This window comes from Streptomyces sp. NPDC025618, from assembly GCF_055558795.1.
Map to the genome: position 1 here is coordinate 13,441 of NZ_JBVHLW010000057.1, position 17,055 is coordinate 30,495.

The window sequence follows — 17,055 nt, forward strand, 5'->3', positions numbered from 1 at the left end:
GTACCGGATCACGGGGGTGGCGGGGGTACCGGTTGCGGATGGGTCCGCGAGTGCGGGGACTACTTGGGGGTGATCTCGGTGACGACCGGGTCGCCGCGGAAGTCGAACTTCACGTTCTCGACCTTCTTCGAGAAACCGGCGTTGGCCTTGTAGTTCCACAGCGGGATGGCCGGCATCTTCTGCGCCATGGCCTTCTCGGCCTCCTGGTAGTCCTTGACCGACTCGTCCAGGGTCTTGGCGTTGTCGCCCTTGTCGAAGAGCTCGTCGATGCTCTTGTCCGAGAAGCGGCCGCTGTTGGCCTCGGCACCGGTGCGGTAGAGCTCGCGCATGAAGTTGACGTTCAGCGGGTAGTCGGCGACCCAGCCACCGCGGTACATCGCCTTGACCTTGTTCTGGTCACGGATGTCGAGGTCGGCCTGGAAGTCCGGCTTGGCGTCACCGAGGCACTCGATGCCGGTGTTCTGGCGGATGTTCTGGCACACGGCGGTGATCCACTCCTTGTGGCCGCCGTCGCCGTTGTACTGGATCCAGATCTTGTTGCCGGGGACGCCGCCGCCCTCCTTGATGAGCTCCTTGGCCTTCGTCGGGTCGAACTTGAAGACGTCGACGCCGAGGTCGGTCTGGTTGCCCATGACACCCGGCGACGTGAAGCTGGTGGCGGGGACGCGGGTGTTGTTCAGGACCGTCTTGGTGATGGTCGGGCGGTCGATGGCCATCGACAGGCCCTGGAGCACCTTGGGGTTGACGTTCTTGAACGGCTCGCTGTAGAAGGCCGGGACGATGCTCTGCACGGCCGCGTAGGGCTGGTCGATCGCCCGGTCGCCCAGGTCCGACTTGTACTTCGGCAGGTCCTTGGGCCCGACCTGGCGGATCACGTCCAGGTTGTCGGAGAGCAGGTCCTGATAGGCGGCCTCGACCGACGAATACGCCTTGAACTGCACGCCCTTGTTCTTGGGCTTGTCGTCACCCTTGTAGCCGTCGTAGGCGCCGACCTGGATGAGCTTCTTGTGCTCCCACTTCTCGAACTTGTACGGGCCCTGGCCGATCGGCTTCTGGCCGGCCGCCTTGGGGTCCTTGAAGAACTCCTTCGGCTGCGGCATGAACGGCACGTAGCCCAGCTTGTACTCGAAGTACGGGACGGCGTGGCTGAGTTCGACGGTGAAGGTGGTCTCGTCCACGGCCTTGAGGCCGGACATCTTGTCGGTCTTCGGGTCGCCCTTGTCCGGGTGGACGTCCTCGTAGCCCTTGATGTCGTTGAACCAGAGGCTGTCCTTCTGGTTGTTCTTGGCGTTGGCGCCCCAGTTCCACGCGTCGATGTACGACTGCGAGGTGACCTTCTCGCCGTTGTGGAACGTCCAGCCGGACTTGATCTTGATCGTCCAGGTCTTGGAGTCCTCCGTCGAGATCTTCTCGGCGGCGTCGTTCACGATCTTGCCCTGGTCGCCGAACTTCACCAGCGGCGAGTACAGCGCGGTGACGACCTGGTGACCGAAGGTCTCGTTGACGTCCGAGGGGATGAGCGGGTTCTGCGGCTCGCCGTTGTCCATGGAGACATAACCCTGGGGTTTGCCCGAGTCTGACGAGCTGTCGGATCCACCGCCACAAGCCGTCGCGGCCATGGCCACGACTATCGCGCTTGTGACCCACTTCGCACTCTTGGCACCGCGCATGGGTATGCCTCCTCAGGAGTCCACTGTCCACTACAAGAGAGGCACCGGTCCCACGCTGACACCCCTGACAGCGGAGACGGAACCGGTACCCCGAGTGTGCTCGTGAGTCGGCGCTCCCCACAGCGCGTGACCCATTGACCCGAGCTCAATGAACCCAACTATTGAGTACGTCCGGCTTGTAAACCACACTTAAAGGGTCTCGCTTTGGTCACATCGATCACATTCGCCTGTCCGAAATCCGGACAAAGCGAGGAGAGACAGACACCCGCGAAACGGACTGTTAACACAACAACTGCTGTTGTCTGTCCGCTATTCGGACACTCGTGGGCTAAACCTGGCACTTAATCACTTGCCCGGAAGGCCGGCGGCGCCTACCCCGAGCATGCCAGAGGCCCGGCACCACCACCGGTGAAAGTGGTGAAGCCGGGCCCCAGGGAAACTGCCGGTGCGTCAGACGCGTCAGCGCTTGGCGCGGGAGGCGGTGCGGCCGCGCTCCTTCTGGTCCAGGACGACCTTGCGGATGCGGACGGCCTCCGGGGTCACCTCGACGCACTCGTCGTCGCGGCAGAACTCCAGGGACTGCTCCAGCGACAGCTTGCGCGGCGGGACGATCGCCTCGAAGGAGTCGGCGGAGGAGGAGCGCATGTTGGTGAGCTTCTTCTCCTTGGTGATGTTGACGTCCATGTCGTCGGCGCGGGAGTTCTCGCCGACGATCATGCCCTCGTAGACCTCGGTGCCCGGGTCCGTGAAGAGGACGCCGCGCTCCTGGAGGTTCGTCATCGCGAAGGCGGTGACGGCACCGGCGCGGTCGGCGACCAGGGAGCCGTTGTTACGGGTCTTCAGCTCGCCGAACCACGGCTCGTGGCCCTCGTGGATGGAGTGGGCGATGCCGGTGCCGCGGGTGTTCGTCAGGAACTCCGTGCGGAAGCCGATCAGGCCGCGGGACGGGACGACGAACTCCATGCGGACCCAGCCGGAGCCGTGGTTGGACATGTTGTCCATCCGGCCCTTGCGGGTGCCCATGAGCTGCGTGACCGCGCCCATGTGCTCCTCGGGCACGTCGACCGTCAGGCGCTCGACCGGCTCGTAGGTCTTGCCGTCGACCTGCTTGGTGACGACCTGCGGCTTGCCGATCGTCATCTCGAAGCCCTCGCGGCGCATCTGCTCGACCAGGATGGCCAGCGCCAGCTCACCGCGGCCCTGCACCTCCCAGGCGTCGGGGCGCTCGGTGTCCAGGACGCGCAGCGAGACGTTACCGACCAGCTCGCGGTCCAGGCGGTCCTTGACCTGGCGGGCGGTGACCTTGCGGTCCTTGACCGCGGACTTGGCGTCCGCGCCCTTGCCGGTGCCGCCACGGCCGACCAGCGGCGAGGTGTTGGTGCCGATGGTCATGGAGATCGCCGGCTCGTCCACCGTGATCAGCGGCAGCGCGATCGGGTTCTCCGGGTCGGCCAGGGTCTCGCCGATCATGATGTCGGGGATACCGGCGACGGCGCAGATGTCACCCGGGCCGGCCATCTCGGCGGGCTTGCGGGTGAGGGCCTCGGTCATCATCAGCTCGGTGATGCGGACGTTGGCGATGGTGCCGTCACGCTTGATCCACGCGACCGTCTGGCCCTTGCGCAGCTCGCCCTGCTCGACGCGGAGCAGCGCGATGCGGCCGAGGAAGTTGTCGGCGTCGAGGTTGGTGACGTGCGCCTGGAGCGGCGCCTCCTCGTCGAACGTCGGGGCCGGGACGTGCTCCAGGATCGTGGAGAAGAACGGCTCCAGGTTGGTGCTGTCCGCGGGGACGGTGCCGTCCTCCGGCTTGGTCAGCGAGGCGACGCCGTCACGGCCGCAGGCGTAGACGATCGGGAACTCGATCTGGTCCTCGTCGGCGTCCAGGTCGAGGAAGAGGTCGTACGTCTCGTTGACGACCTCGTCGATGCGGGAGTCCGGGCGGTCCGTCTTGTTGATGCACAGGATGACCGGCATCCGCTTGGCGAGCGCCTTGCGCAGCACGAAGCGGGTCTGGGGCAGCGGGCCCTCGGAGGCGTCGACGAGCAGCACGACCGCGTCGACCATCGACAGACCGCGCTCGACCTCGCCACCGAAGTCGGCGTGGCCGGGGGTGTCGATGATGTTGATCGTGATCGGGTCCCCGCCGTCCTTGGGGTGATACTTCACCGCCGTGTTCTTGGCGAGGATCGTGATGCCCTTCTCACGCTCCAGGTCGTTCGAGTCCATGACGCGGTCGTCGACGGACTCGAGCTGGTGCGCGGCGAAGGCACCGGCCTGCTTGAGCATGGCATCGACGATGGTCGTCTTGCCGTGGTCGACGTGGGCGACGATGGCGACGTTTCGAATGTCGTGGCGCGTGGGCACTTGCGGCGCTTCTCCCGGAATCGTGGATGGCGACGCGTACGGTCCGGTACGCGCGCCTGCCGGGCAGGACACGCCACGGCCTATCAACTCCATGGTACGGGCCCGCGCCGACTTCGGCGGCCCGGGGATGCGTACAGGCGTTCTGACCTGCGGTAATTCCATCGGCCCGGCCGCCGGAACGAGCCCCTCCGGCGGCCGCGCGCCCGGTCAGGCGCGGAAGCCGAGGTCCTGGTAGCGCGGGGTGGCGAGGCCGAAGGCCCCGGCGTTGGCCACGGTGCCGCGGGCGGCGACGAGCTCGGGCCGCTGATAGAGGGGGATGGAGCCGGCCGCCGCCCAGATCCGGGCGTCCGCGCGGTCGACCAGGTCGTGGGAGACGTCCGCGTCCAGCTCCGTGGACGCCTGCTCGAAGAGCTGGTCGATCTGGTCCGTGCCGACCCGGGTGTAGTTCTGCTCCACCAGCAGCGAGCCGTCGGCCGCGGGCTGCGGCTTGGCGAAGACGGGCCGGGCGTCGGTCGCGGGGAAGGCCGTGGTGGGCCAGGAGTAGAGGGCGAGGTCGTAGCTGCCCGCGGCGATGTGGTCCTTGAAGTAGCCCGCGTCGGCGACCTTCGTGATGTCGGTGTGGATGCCGACCGCCTCCAGGCGCCGGGCGATGCGGTCGCCGACGGCCCGCAGCGGCTCGGCGGCCGCGCCCTCCGGAAGGATGAAGCGGAGGCTGAGCTTCTTGCCGTCCTTCATCCGGACCGGGGCGGCGATCGCCTTGCCGCCCGCGTCGCGGGGGGCCTTCTCGTCGACGTCGCCGGGCTGGCCCGTGCGCTCCTCGCGCTCCTGCCGCTCCGCGGCCGACTCCTCGCCCGGCTCGCCGGCCGGCGCGTCGGCGGTCCGGGTGTCCTCCTCGTCCTCCGTGGGCTCGGTGCCGCGGCCCGGGCGGCCCGCCTTGTCCGCCTCGGCCTGCTTCTTCGACAGGGCCGAGCCGTGGACGCCCTTCTGCTGCCAGCCCGCGTCCCCGAGCAGGGCCTCGGCGGCCTTGGGGTCGGGCCCGCCGATGGCGTCGCTGTTGTCCTCGTAGCCCTGCTGTCCGGCCATGTAGAAGTGGCTGCCGAGCGGGTCGGCGGGCAGGCCCAGCGGGCGCAGCACCACCTCGGCGAGGTCCTTGCGGTCGATGGCGCGGGCGACCGCGCGGCGCACCCGCTCGTCGGCCAGCGGGCCGGAGGCGCCGTTCAGGGCGAGCTGGGTGTAGGCGGGCTCCAGGGACTTGCGCACGGTCAGCCCGCGCAGCGCCTCGGCCTCGGGGGGCCGGCCCACCACGGCGCGGTTGCCCTTCTCCCCCTCCCCCTTCTCCCCCTTCTTCAGCGGCTTGTTCGCGGCGATGATCCGGTGCGCCACGGAGGGGCTCACGTCGGCGAGGTCGAGCTTGCCGTCCGCCAGCTCGTCGGCGCGCTCGCCGGGCGGCACCGCGCGCAGCACGAGGCGGTCGAGCTTGGCCCGGTCGCCCCACCACTTCGGGTCGCGTACGAGCGTGAGCGTGCCCTCGTCCTTGTCGCGGGAGTCGACCCGGAAGGGGCCCGCGGAGACCTTCAGCTCGTTGCGGGCGCCGTCGTTGAAGCCGCCCGGGCTGCCCATCACGGACTTCGGGTAGAGCGGGGTGAAGAGCGAGGCCCAGTCGGCGAAGGGCTTGGCGAAGGTGACCTTGACCTCGTGGGCGTCGGTGCCCCGCTCGACGCGGTCGATCCGGTCGTAGCCGGCGTTGCGCGCCGTCCAGTAGGCGCTGTCCTTGCCGCGCAGCGCCTTCCACTGGGCCTCGAAGTCGGCGGCCGACAGGGCCTTGCCGTCGCTCCAGGCCGCCCTGGGGTTGAGCTTGTAGACGACGACCTGCCGGGGCTCGCGCTCGGCGACGGTGGCGGAGGTGAGGTAGTCGGCGTTGCGCTGCGGGCGCCCGCTCCGGTCCATGGTGAACAGCGCGGGCAGCACCGCTCCGGCGACGCGCTGGGTGGTGGGGTCGGCGTCGGCCTGGAAGGTGTTGAAGGTCGCGGGCAGCGCGTCCACCGCCCAGCGCAGGGTGCCGCGGTCGGCGACCTTGGCGCGCGGGGCGGCGGCGATGTCCGGCGGGGTGACGGAGCCCTCGGCATCGTCGTGGCCCCCGCCGCAGCCGGCCAGGACGGGCAGCGGGAGCAGGACGCCCGCGGCGAGCAGCACGGCGGAGCGGCCCGTGCGGGACCGGGTCAGGGTCGTCAGGGGTGCCGAGAGGGGGGCCATGGGATACCTCCGCCGGACTGGGCTGCCGCCGGATGGCTCGTCCGGCGCAATGCGCGGTTGATCGCATCTACCGACAACCACTCAAAGCGACGGGCATGGCGAAGGGGCGCCGACACGGCGCCGCCGGGCCGCACGCCACCCACGTGGCGGAACGGTGCCCAGGCCCCCGAACGTGGTGCGGCGCCTCCCCCGACGGCGCGATCGCGAACGCTATCTTCCCCCGGAGGGGTGTGACGCGCGACACTCACTGTCGCAACACCGTCGTCACCCGCAACCGCCGATCGCGGAAGTGAGGGCAAGGACCCATGTCCCTGAACGATGAAGTGACGGCAGTCCAGCGCTGCCTGGACGACCTCGGCCGCGCGCTCGCCCGGCTGGAACCCCACCTGGGCGCCCGGGACCTGGAGCTGCGGCGCGTGCGCACCGACGCCGCCCACCTGCGCGAGAGCGTCACGCTCCTGCGCTCCGTCCACGCCACCGACCAGCCCCGCCCCGAGCCGGTCCCGGTGCCCGACGCCCCGTACGACGCCTCGCTGTGGAAGGACGCCGAGGAGGAGGGGCTCGGGGCCCGCGACCGGCACGCCCCCTGACACCCCCGGGCAGCGCGGCGAGACACCGACCACCCACTCCTCCCCGGAGTCCCACTTTGGCCACTGGTACCGATCCCCGGACAGGCACCGCCACCGCCCCCAGCCAGTCCCCCGGTGGCGTGCACCACGCGTCGCGCGCCTCGATCGCCCCCCGCCACCTGCGCACCGACCGCTGGTGGCTCGCGCCCGCGGCCACGGCCGCCGGGCTGCTGGCGTTCGTCGTCTACTCCACCTGGCGCGCCTTCGCGAACGGCGACTACTACGCCGCCCCGTACGTCTCGCCGTTCTACTCGCCCTGCGTCGCGAAGAACTGCGTCCCCATGAAGGACGGCGCGGACTGGGGCCTCTTCGGCTCCTGGTGGGGCCTGTCACCGGCCCTGCTGGTGCTGATCTTCCCGCTGGGCTTCCGGCTGACCTGCTACTACTACCGCAAGGCGTACTACCGCGGCTTCTGGGCCTCGCCCCCGGCCTGCGCGGTCGCGGAGCCGCACAAGAAGTACACCGGCGAGACCCGCTTCCCGCTGATCCTGCAGAACGTCCACCGCTACTTCTTCTACTTCGCGGTGATCGTCGCGGGCATCCTCACGTACGACACCGTCCTCGGCTTCCGCGACGCGCGGGGCGAGTGGGGTCACATGGGGCTCGGCACGCTCGTGCTGCTCGCCAACATCGCCCTGATCTGGGCGTACACCCTCTCGTGCCACTCCTGCCGGCACATCGTCGGCGGCCGGCTGCGCAACTTCTCCAAGCACCCCGTGCGCTATCGCATGTGGGGCTGGGTCAGCGCGCTGAACGCCCGCCACATGCTGCTCGCCTGGGCCTCCCTGGTCAGCGTGGCGGTCGCCGACTTCTACGTCTATCTCGTCGCCAGCGGCGCCTTCGACGATCCGCGCTTTTTCTAGAGAGGGGCATGTTGATGTCGCGTACGGCCCGGCAATCCTGGGACGTCGTCGTGGTCGGTGCCGGAGGCGCGGGGCTGCGGGCCGCCATCGAGGCCCGGGAGCAGGGCCTGCGCTGCGCGGTGATCTGCAAGTCGCTGTTCGGCAAGGCCCACACGGTCATGGCCGAGGGCGGCATCGCCGCCAGCATGGGCAATGTCAACCAGGGCGACAACTGGCAGGTCCACTTCCGCGACACCATGCGCGGCGGCAAATTCCTCAACCAGTGGCGGATGGCCGAGCTGCACGCCCAGGAGGCGCCCGAGCGGGTCTGGGAGCTGGAGACGTGGGGCGCGGTCTTCGACCGCACCGCCGACGGCCGGATCTCGCAGCGCAACTTCGGCGGCCACGAGTACCCGCGGCTGGCGCACGTCGGCGACCGTACGGGCCTGGAGCTGATCCGCACCCTCCAGCAGAAGATCGTCTCGCTCCAGCAGGAGGACCACCGGGAGAGCGGTGACTACGAGTCCCGGCTGAAGGTCTTCCAGGAGTGCACGGTCACGCGCCTGCTCAAGAGCGGTGAGCGGATCTCCGGCGTCTTCGGCTACGAGCGCGAGTCCGGCCGCTTCTTCACCATCGAGGCCCCGGCCGTGGTGCTGGCCACCGGCGGCATCGGCAAGTCCTTCAAGGTGACGTCCAACTCCTGGGAGTACACGGGCGACGGGCACGCGCTCGCGCTGCTCGCCGGGGCGTCGCTGGTCAACATGGAGTTCGTGCAGTTCCACCCGACCGGCATGGTCTGGCCGCCGTCCGTCAAGGGCATCCTGGTCACCGAGTCCGTGCGCGGCGACGGCGGGGTGCTGCGCAACAGCGACGGCAAGCGGTTCATGTTCGACTACGTCCCGGACGTCTTCAAGGAGAAGTACGCGGAGTCCGAGGAGGAGGGCGACCGCTGGTACAAGGACCCCGACCACAACCGCCGCCCGCCCGAGCTGCTCCCCCGCGACGAGGTGGCCCGCGCCATCAACTCCGAGGTGAAGGCGGGCCGCGGCAGCCCGCACGGCGGGGTCTTCCTGGACATCTCCAGCAGGCTGCCCGCCGAGGACATCCGCCGCAAACTCCCCTCCATGCACCACCAGTTCAAGGAGCTGGCGGACGTGGACATCACCGCCGAGCCGATGGAGGTCGGGCCCACCTGCCACTACGTGATGGGCGGGGTGGACGTCGACCCGGACACGGCGGCGGCGATCGGCGTGCCCGGCCTCTTCGCCGCGGGCGAGGTCGCGGGCGGCATGCACGGCTCCAACCGGCTGGGCGGCAACTCCCTCTCCGACCTGCTGGTCTTCGGGCGCCGGGCCGGGCTCTACGCCGCCCGCTACGCGGCGGGGCTCGCGGCGGCGGACCGGCTGGCCGTGTCCGACACCGACATCGAGGCGGCGGAGGCGGAGGCGCTGCGCCCGTTCGGCGCCGAGGGCGGCGACCCGGCCGTCTCGCAGGGCCCGGCGGAGAATCCGTACACCCTCCACCAGGAGCTCCAGCAGTCGATGAACGACCTGGTGGGCATCATCCGCAAGGGCCCCGAGATGTCGGAGGCGCTGCGCCGGCTCGCGGCGCTGCGGGACCGCTCCCGGCGGGCGGGGGTGGAGGGGCACCGGCAGTTCAACCCCGGCTGGCACCTGGCCCTGGACCTGCGGAACATGCTGCTCGTCAGCGAGTGCGTGGCGCGCGCGGCCCTGGAGCGCACGGAGAGCCGGGGCGGGCACACGCGCGACGACCACCCGGCGATGGACCGGCAGTGGCGGCGGGTGAACCTCGTCTGCCGGCTGGCGGAGGAGAGCCCGGGCTCCGCGGCGGCCGACCCCCTGCTGGGGCTCGTGCGGGTGGCCCGGCGCGAGATGCCGCCGATCCGCGGCGACCTGCTGGCGCTCTTCGAGAAGGACGAGCTGGTCAAGTATCTGACGGACGAGGAGCTGACTACGTGAGCGTCGCACGCGTGGCCGCCGGGCGGCAGACGAATACGAAACCCGCGCCTCTGCGCCACGCGGGCGGAGAAGCGAACAAGGAGAACGCGTGAGTTACGACGCCCATTTCCGGGTCTGGCGGGGTGATGCGGACGGGGGGCGACTCGTCGACTACACCGTGGCCGTCAACGAGGGTGAGGTGGTCCTCGACGTCATCCACCGGCTCCAGGCCACCGAGGCCGCCGACCTGGCCGTCCGGTGGAACTGCAAGGCGGGCAAGTGCGGTTCGTGCAGCGCGGAGATCAACGGCCGGCCGCGGCTGATGTGCATGACCCGGATGTCCTCCCTCGATCCGGACGCGACGGTGACGGTGACGCCGATGCGGGCCTTCCCGGTGCTGCGGGACCTGGTGACGGACGTGTCCTTCAACTACGCGAAGGCGCGCGAGGTGCCCGCCTTCGTGCCGCCGCCGGGAGTGGCGGCCGGGGACTACCGGATGCGGCAGGAGGACGTCGGCCGGTCGCAGGAGTTCCGCAAGTGCATCGAGTGCTTCCTGTGCCAGGACACCTGCCATGTGGTGCGCGACCACGAGGAGAACAAGACCGCCTTCGCCGGTCCCCGCTTCCTGATGCGCGTCGCCGAGCTGGACATGCACCCTCTGGACGCGGCGGCCGAGGCGGGCATCGACCGCAAGCGCGCCGCGCAGGACGAGCACGGCCTGGGCTACTGCAACATCACCAAGTGCTGCACGGAGGTCTGTCCCGAGCACATCAAGATCACGGACAACGCGCTGATCCCGCTCAAGGAGCGGGCCGCCGACCGTAAGTACGACCCACTGGTGTGGCTGGGCAACAAGATCCGGCGCCGCGGGGAGTGAGCCCGGCGCGAGCCGGGCGCGAACACGCTCCGTGGAGGGCTCCGAGCTCCCGGTAGCGAGTCGGGCAGTACCGCCATACGCTCCCAAATGTGACACGGCTTTCCAGGCGGTACGGGCCGGGGGCGCCGGGCCGGGCCCGGATCAGGGCCCCCCTCGCCCTCCTCACGCTGTGCGCGCTCACGTTCCCCGGCCCGGGAGCCCACGCCGACACGCCCCTCGACCTGGACACCGGCGGCCGGATCACCGACACCGTGGGCGCGCTGGGCCAGCGCCGTTCGCAGGTCAACACGGCGCTCAACCGGCTGCACACCGCCCACCACATCCAGCTGTACGTCACTTACGTACGCGACTTCTCCGGCCGCTCCGGGCACGACTGGGCCAACGCCACCGCCGACCGCAACGGCCTGGGCCCGCACGACGTGCTGCTCGCCATCGCCACGCACGACCGGCAGTACGCGGTCTCCGCCGCCCCGGACTCCGGCTTCCGCCAGGAACAGCTGAAGAACGTCTCCGCCACCGCCATCGCGCCCGCCCTGGCCCAGCACGACTGGGCGGGCGCGGCCATCGGCGCCGCCGAGGGCTACGGCGCCGTGCTCCAGGGCAAGCCGGTGCGGCTCCCCGCGATCTCACCGGGCAGCAGCGACCCGGGCGGCGACGGGCTCGTGCCGGGCCACCGCCGGGTGTGGCTGCCGGTGACGGTGGGCGTCCTGGCCCTGCTCACCGGCCTCTACCTCTGCTTCTGCTCCCGCCGGGCCGCCCACCGCCGCGCCGCCCGGCGGGCACGGCCCACCGTCGCCACCTCGACCCCACCCGGGCTCGCCCGTCTGGCCCAGCCGCTCACCCCGCTGCCCGAACTGGAGGCCGAGGCGGCGCGCAGCCTCGTCGAGACCGACGACGCGGTCCGCACGAGCGCCGAGGAGCTCCTCTTCACCACGGCGCAGTTGGGCAAGTCGGCCACCCGTCCCTTCGCCGAGGCCGTCGCCTACGCGCGAAGCGAGCTCGCCTACGCCTTCCGGCTGCGGCAGGGCCTGGACGACGCGCCGTACGAGGACGACGAGATCCGCCGCCGCACCCTGGACGAGATCTGCTCCCACTGCACCAGCGCCAACCGCCGGCTGGACGCGGAGTCCGCCGCCTTCGACCGGCTGCGGGCCCTGAAGGTCAACGCCACCGGCATCCTGGAGCACGCCGAGGAGATCGCGCGGGCGCTCGGGCCGCGCGTCGACACCGCACAGGCCGCGCTCGCCGCGCTCGCCGAGTGCTGCACCAAGGCCGCGCTCTCCCCCGTGGCCCGGCACCCCGCCGAGGCCCGTGACCGCCTCGCCTTCGCCACGGCGGGCCTGGCCGAGGCGCGCCGCTCCCTGGCGGAGGGCGACACGGACGGCGCGGCGATCTCGCTGCGCGCCGCCGAGGCCGCCCTCGCGCAGGCCCGCACGCTCACCACCTCGGCGCTGCGCCGCGCCCGCGAGCTCACCGGCACGGCCGCCCGGCTGCCGGCCGCCCTGGCCGACGCGGAGGCGAGCCTGGCCGAGGCCCTGGCCACCGGCACGGCGGACGAGGGGCGGGTGGCGGACGCCGAACAGGCGCTGGCGGAGGCCCACCGGCACATCGCGAGCGGGCGGTACGACCCGCGGGCGGTGCTGCGGCGCCTCCAGGAGACGGCTGGAGTCCTCGACGCGGAGGCCGGGGCCCTCGCCGACGAGGGGCGCGCCCGGCGGCGCGTGGAGCGGGCGCTGAGCGCCGCGCGGAGCGAGGTCGCGGCGGCGCGGGACTTCATCAGCACCCACCGGGGCGCGATCGGCTGCCGCGCCCGCACCCGGCTGGCCGAGGCGGAGCGCCATCTGGCCACGGCCCGCGCCCTGGTGCCCAGGGGCGGCCCGGCGGTGCTGCACGTGACCGGCGACGCGGACTCCCTGGCCCGCCAGGCCCGCGCCCTCGCCGAGCACGACGTCTCCGACTACGCCACCCCGTACGACCCCCACACCCCCCACCCGGCGCGCGCCCTGTGCGGCGCGCTGCTGGGCGGCATCATCCTGACGGGCCTCCTCCCGGCGACGTTCGGCGGCGGCGCCACGAGGGGGCGGCTGGCGGCGGAGTGAGGTGCCACGCGGCCGCCGGTCAGTACAGGCTCATCAGCGCCTCCACCGCGTCCGGCGTGGGCGTGTCGCCGTCCGGCAGGGCCAGCTCGAACCACACCGTCTTGCCGTGGGGCGTGCGGCGGCTGCCCCACGCCGCGCTGAGCAGCCCCACGAGCTGGAGCCCGCGCCCCCCTTCGTCCGTGTCGCGCGCCCGGCGCCGCCGGGGCTGGACGAGCCCCCCGTCCCAGACCTCGCACACCAGCGTCCGGTCGAGGAGCAGCCGCAGCCGGATCTCGCCCTCGCCGTATCGCAGGGCGTTCGTGGCCAGCTCGCTGACCAGCAGCTCGGTGGTGTCCACGAGGCTCTCCAGGCCCCAGGAGAGCAGCTGTTCGCGCGCCAGCTCCCGGGCCCGCGCCACGGAGCGGGCGTCGGGCGGCAGCGTCCAGTCGCCGACGCAGTCGGCGGGCAGGCCGCGCAGCCGCGCCATGAGCAGCGCGATGTCGTCCTCGCCGTGGTGGGTGTCCAGCGCGCCCAGGACGTGATCGCAGACGTCCTCCAGCGGGCGGGAGGGGTCGGTGAGGGCGTCCCGGAACGCCTCCAGGCCCTCGTCCAGCGGATGGTCGCGGGACTCCACGAGGCCGTCGGTGTAGAGGACGAGCAGCGCGCGGTCGGGCAGGTCGATCTCCACCTGCTCGAAGGGCTCGCCGCCGACGCCGAGCGGCATGCCGGGCGGCACGTCCAGCAGGAGCGCGGGCTCGCCCGCCTCGACGAGGACCGGCGGCAGGTGCCCGGCGTTGGCGACCGTGCAGCGCCGGGTGACCGGGTCGTAGACGGCGTAGACGCACGTGGCCAGATAGACCTCGGAGAGGTCGGCCGCCCGCACGCCGCCGCGCACGCCCCGCGAGGCGGACTGCTTGCCGCCCGGCCTGCCCAGGCCGTGGGCGATCTCGTCGAGCGCGGAGAGCACCTCGGCGGGCTCCAGGTCGAGCATGGCCAGCGTGCGCACGGCCGTGCGGAGTTCGCCCATGGCGACGGCGGCCCGCAGGCCGCGGCCCATGACGTCACCGACGACCAGGGCGGTGCGGTGGCCGGGCAGCTCGATGACGTCGAACCAGTCGCCGCCCACCTCGGTGGCCGCGTTGGCCGGCAGATAGCGGCAGGCGATGTCCAGCCCGGCGGCGTCGGGGTCGCCCGGGGGCAGCAGGCTGCGCTGGAGGATGAGCGCGCGCTCGTGCTCGCGCCGGTAGAGCCAGGCGTTGTCGATGCAGACCGCGGCGCGCGCCGCGAGCTCCACGGCGAGCGCGGTGTCGCGCTCGCCGAACGGCTCGCTGCCCTTCGTGCGGGAGAACCGCGCCAGGCCCACCACCGTGTCCCGGGCGACCATCGGCACGGCGAGGGTGGAGTGCACGACGGCGCCCAGCTCCGGGCCGTCCTCACGCTCGCGGTTCGGCACCGGCTGCACCTGCGCGGTGCGCAGGGCGGCGGCGTAGGGCGAGTGGAAGGCGTAGCGGTGCACCTCGCCGACCTGCACGGGTTTGTCGGCGCCGTCCACGGGCGCGCCGGAGACCGCGCTGGCGTACGCGACGCGCCGCAGCTCGCCGCTGCCGTCGGCGAGGCCGGGCGGCGCCTCGTCGCCCACGAGGAGGCCCTGGTAGAGGTCGACGGAGGCGAGGTCGCAGAACTGGGGGACGGCGACGTCCAGCAGCTCGCGCGCGGTGGTCTCCAGGTCCAGGGAGTTGCCGATGCGCGCGCCCGCCTCGTTGAGCAGCGCGAGGTTGCGGCGCACGCCCGCCGCCTCACGCTCCGCCCGGCGGCGGCCGGTGACGTCGGTGGCGAGGGCGGCCACCCCGATGGGCCGCCCGCTGCCGCTGTGCAGCCGGTAGAGCGAGACGGACCAGCGGCGGCGCTCGCTCTGCCCGGGGACCGGCCCCACGAGCTGGATGTCGGACACCGGCCGCCCGGTGTCGAGGACTTGGCGCAGCGCCGCGGTCAGCCGCTCGGCCTCGCCGCGCGGCAGGAAGTCGTGCGGGGTGCGGCCGCGGTGCCAGGCCGCGGGGCGGCCGAAGGTCTGGGCGAAGCTCTCGTTGACGCGGAGCAGGGTGAGGTCCGTGCCGAAGAAGAAGAATCCCAGGGGAGATTGGCCGAAAACGGCCTCGGCGGCCGCGATGTCGGTCTCTATTCCGCGCAGCGCCCAGGCGTCCACGGCCACGCAGAGCGCGCCGCGGGCGCCGTCCTCGTCCTCGGTGGGCATCACATAGATCTCGGCCAGCCCCGGCGGCCGTTCGCCGCGCGGATAGGGCACGAGGCCCGTCCACTCCCGGCCGTCGAGCCCGCCCTCGCCGAGGAAGGGGGCGGCGGGGCCCCGGCCGCGGCCCGCCCCCGGGGCGGCCGGGGCGAAGATCTCCAGGGGATCCTTGCCGACGGCGTGCCGGGCCGCTATTCCGAAGAGCTCCGCCGCGCGCTCGCTCCACTGCTGGATGCGCCCGTCGGCGCCCAGGGAGAACGAGGCCACGCGGATGTAGTCGTAGAGGGATCCCGGCGGGCTGTTCTGCCACATCGCCGCGGCCTGTGTGTCCTCCGGCGTACCGCTCGCCGTACCCGCTGGCTTTTCGCTCACGTGCCCGTCCCCTCCGGCTCATGTGCTCGCACCGGCATCAGAAGCCCGAGTATCCAGCACAGGGGCCTCTCGGAACACGGACTTCACGATCACAGCACGGTCTCGACCCGCTATGTCTCCCCCGGGGGTTTCCTAACCGGGCAGGCCCAGCTCGAACCACACGGTCTTACCGGTGTTACCCCGGCGCGTTCCCCAGCGACGCGACGTACATGCCACCAATTGCAGGCCACGTCCGCCCTCGTCGTCGGGGTGGGCCGCGCGCTCGCGGGGCGGGTCGGGCAGCGGGTCGGAGACCTCGACGAGCAGGGTGGGACCGGCGCGGGAGTACATCCGTACGCCGATGGGGCCGCTCGCGTACCGCAGGGAGTTGGTGACCAGCTCGCTGACCAGCAGCACCGTCACGTCGGTGACCGCCTCCAGGCCCCATTCGCGCAGGGTGTCGCGCACGAGCGTGCGGGCCGTGCGCACGGCGCCCGCCTCGGCGGGGAAGCTCCACTCGGCGAATCCGGGCGTGGACGCCAAGGTCCCTGCGCTGTCGCTCACGCCGATCACTTCCCAGCCCGCTGCGACCCCACCGGGCACGCCCGGTTCGGGGAGAATAATCAGCACATACCCGGTATGTCAGGCCGACTATCTTCCCGGCGGCGGTGAAGGGGGTCTGTGACACGGATGGAGTACGCCCCGGCGGGCATTTGACCGACCGCGGCGGCGTACGGGCCCCTCCGGGGAGGGACGCGGCCTCACGTACCCCCGGCCAGCAGGCGGACCGCCGCGGCGACCGCGGGCCTGTCCTCGTCCAGCCAGTCGACCTCGTCGGCGCTCGCGGGCGACAGCCAGCGCACCTCGTCGTGGTCCTGGAGCGGGCGCGCGGTGCCCGCGACGAGCTTCGCCGTCCACACCTGAAGCACGAAGGGCGGGCGCAGGGGCCACTCGCCCGCGATCCGCTCCAGCGGCTCGACCTCGACGCCCAGCTCCTCGCGCAGCTCGCGGACCAGCGCCTGTTCGGCCGTCTCGCCGGGTTCGAGCTTGCCTCCGGGCAGCTCCCAGCGGCCGGCCAGCTCGGGCGGCGCGCTGCGCCGCGCGGCGAGCAGCCGCCCTCGGTCGAACACCGCTCCGCCCACCACCACACGCGCCGTCGTCATGAGCCGCAGCCTATGCGGTGGCCGGCGGCGCGCCCTCGCGGGGCCACGGGCCGCTCAGGACACCGCGCGCCCCACCCGCACCACGACATAGAGCTGGCGGCGGCCGCCGGCGTCGAGCCGCTCGGCGACCTCCTCGGCCTCCGTCTTCGTGGCGTAACGCCCGACACGGTAGCGGTTGCCGTTGTCCTCCTGGCGGATCACCAGCCAGGGAAGGACCGGTCCGCTGTCAGTCATCGCCCCCGCCTTCCCGCCGTCGCGCGCACCGGCGCATACCGTCTGGCGTTTCCCGGAGAAACCGCAGTCCGCATATGCCCGAGCCTACGCCCGACCTTTACTCAGCGGATACGCTTTTTCACGAAGAGGTACGCATTTGGCCACGCGGCACCCACCCTCGCCCCCGAAGCCGCTCCTGGCCGTTACCCGGACTTGCCAAAGGCATGCGCACCCACGCCCGCCGGATGTCCCCAAGGACGCCGCAGGGGGGGGGGGGGGGGGGGGGGGGGGGGGGGGGGGGGGGGGGGGGGGGGGGGGGGGGGGGGGGGGGGGGGGGGGGGGGGGGGTGGGGGGGGGTGGGGGGGGGGGGGGGGGGGGGTGGGGGGGGGGGGGGGGGGGGGGGGGGGGAGGT

General features: G+C 72.2%; 12 protein-coding genes. 5 read left to right on the forward strand and 7 right to left on the reverse strand.

Translation table 11 applies throughout. From position 1 onward, the window contains the following. Positions 1 to 59: 59 nt before the first annotated feature. From ACZ4A5_RS29195 to ACZ4A5_RS29205, 3 genes are all read right to left on the reverse strand, one after another. Complete coding sequence (locus tag ACZ4A5_RS29195) at positions 60 to 1,670, reverse strand: peptide ABC transporter substrate-binding protein (RefSeq protein ID WP_467590680.1); 1,611 nt, start codon at positions 1,668 to 1,670, stop codon at positions 60 to 62. A 459-nt stretch (positions 1,671 to 2,129) separates the two neighbouring features. Then, the gene (typA, locus tag ACZ4A5_RS29200; protein ID WP_398871171.1) at positions 2,130 to 4,034 is read right to left on the reverse strand and encodes a translational GTPase TypA; all 1,905 of its coding nucleotides are present in this window, start codon (positions 4,032 to 4,034) and stop codon (positions 2,130 to 2,132) included. Between the two features lie 207 nt (positions 4,035 to 4,241). Continuing rightward, complete coding sequence (locus tag ACZ4A5_RS29205; RefSeq protein ID WP_467590682.1) at positions 4,242 to 6,287, reverse strand: ABC transporter family substrate-binding protein; 2,046 nt, start codon at positions 6,285 to 6,287, stop codon at positions 4,242 to 4,244. Positions 6,288 to 6,592: 305 nt separating this feature from the next. Here ACZ4A5_RS29205 and ACZ4A5_RS29210 point away from each other — a divergent pair, with 305 nt between their 5' ends. From ACZ4A5_RS29210 to ACZ4A5_RS29230, 5 genes are all read left to right on the forward strand, one after another. Beyond that, positions 6,593 to 6,877, forward strand: a complete 285-nt coding sequence (locus ACZ4A5_RS29210) for a hypothetical protein (protein WP_467590684.1) — start codon at positions 6,593 to 6,595, stop codon at positions 6,875 to 6,877. 56 nt (positions 6,878 to 6,933) lie between these two features. Then, complete coding sequence (locus ACZ4A5_RS29215) at positions 6,934 to 7,779, forward strand: hypothetical protein (protein ID WP_467590686.1); 846 nt, start codon at positions 6,934 to 6,936, stop codon at positions 7,777 to 7,779. 14 nt (positions 7,780 to 7,793) lie between these two features. Continuing rightward, positions 7,794 to 9,737, forward strand: a complete 1,944-nt coding sequence (locus ACZ4A5_RS29220; RefSeq protein WP_467590688.1) for a fumarate reductase/succinate dehydrogenase flavoprotein subunit — start codon at positions 7,794 to 7,796, stop codon at positions 9,735 to 9,737. Positions 9,738 to 9,825: 88 nt separating this feature from the next. Next, the gene (locus tag ACZ4A5_RS29225) at positions 9,826 to 10,593 is read left to right on the forward strand and encodes a succinate dehydrogenase/fumarate reductase iron-sulfur subunit (RefSeq protein ID WP_467590689.1); all 768 of its coding nucleotides are present in this window, start codon (positions 9,826 to 9,828) and stop codon (positions 10,591 to 10,593) included. Between the two features lie 89 nt (positions 10,594 to 10,682). Then, the gene (locus tag ACZ4A5_RS29230) at positions 10,683 to 12,692 is read left to right on the forward strand and encodes a TPM domain-containing protein (protein ID WP_467590692.1); all 2,010 of its coding nucleotides are present in this window, start codon (positions 10,683 to 10,685) and stop codon (positions 12,690 to 12,692) included. A 19-nt stretch (positions 12,693 to 12,711) separates the two neighbouring features. Here ACZ4A5_RS29230 and ACZ4A5_RS29235 read toward each other — a convergent pair whose 3' ends face one another. The 4 genes from ACZ4A5_RS29235 to ACZ4A5_RS29250 all read right to left on the reverse strand — a co-directional run bounded on the left by ACZ4A5_RS29235 (position 12,712) and on the right by ACZ4A5_RS29250 (position 16,664). Further along, the gene (locus tag ACZ4A5_RS29235; protein WP_467590701.1) at positions 12,712 to 15,228 is read right to left on the reverse strand and encodes a SpoIIE family protein phosphatase; all 2,517 of its coding nucleotides are present in this window, start codon (positions 15,226 to 15,228) and stop codon (positions 12,712 to 12,714) included. Positions 15,229 to 15,420: 192 nt separating this feature from the next. Further along, positions 15,421 to 15,840: an ATP-binding protein gene (locus tag ACZ4A5_RS29240; RefSeq protein ID WP_361528819.1), complete on the reverse strand. Its 420-nt coding sequence runs from the start codon at positions 15,838 to 15,840 to the stop codon at positions 15,421 to 15,423. Positions 15,841 to 16,028: 188 nt separating this feature from the next. Next, a complete protein-coding gene (locus tag ACZ4A5_RS29245) occupies positions 16,029 to 16,430 on the reverse strand; it encodes a (deoxy)nucleoside triphosphate pyrophosphohydrolase (protein ID WP_467590695.1) in 402 nt (133 codons plus the stop codon). A gap of 54 nt (positions 16,431 to 16,484) precedes the next feature. After that, a complete protein-coding gene (locus tag ACZ4A5_RS29250; protein ID WP_467590698.1) occupies positions 16,485 to 16,664 on the reverse strand; it encodes an SPOR domain-containing protein in 180 nt (59 codons plus the stop codon). Positions 16,665 to 17,055 lie beyond the last annotated feature (391 nt).

Excerpts from the sequence above, each read along its gene's own strand:
- ACZ4A5_RS29235 (WP_467590701.1), bottom strand. The coding sequence starts at position 15,228 with ATGTGGCAGAACAGCCCGCCGGGATCCCTCTACGACTACATCCGCGTG.
- ACZ4A5_RS29210 (WP_467590684.1), top strand. The coding sequence starts at position 6,593 with ATGTCCCTGAACGATGAAGTGACGGCAGTCCAGCGCTGCCTGGACGAC.
- ACZ4A5_RS29205 (WP_467590682.1), bottom strand. The coding sequence starts at position 6,287 with ATGGCCCCCCTCTCGGCACCCCTGACGACCCTGACCCGGTCCCGCACG.
- ACZ4A5_RS29250 (WP_467590698.1), bottom strand. The coding sequence starts at position 16,664 with ATGACTGACAGCGGACCGGTCCTTCCCTGGCTGGTGATCCGCCAGGAG.
- ACZ4A5_RS29195 (WP_467590680.1), bottom strand. The coding sequence starts at position 1,670 with ATGCGCGGTGCCAAGAGTGCGAAGTGGGTCACAAGCGCGATAGTCGTG.
- ACZ4A5_RS29220 (WP_467590688.1), top strand. The coding sequence starts at position 7,794 with ATGTCGCGTACGGCCCGGCAATCCTGGGACGTCGTCGTGGTCGGTGCC.
- ACZ4A5_RS29245 (WP_467590695.1), bottom strand. The coding sequence starts at position 16,430 with ATGACGACGGCGCGTGTGGTGGTGGGCGGAGCGGTGTTCGACCGAGGG.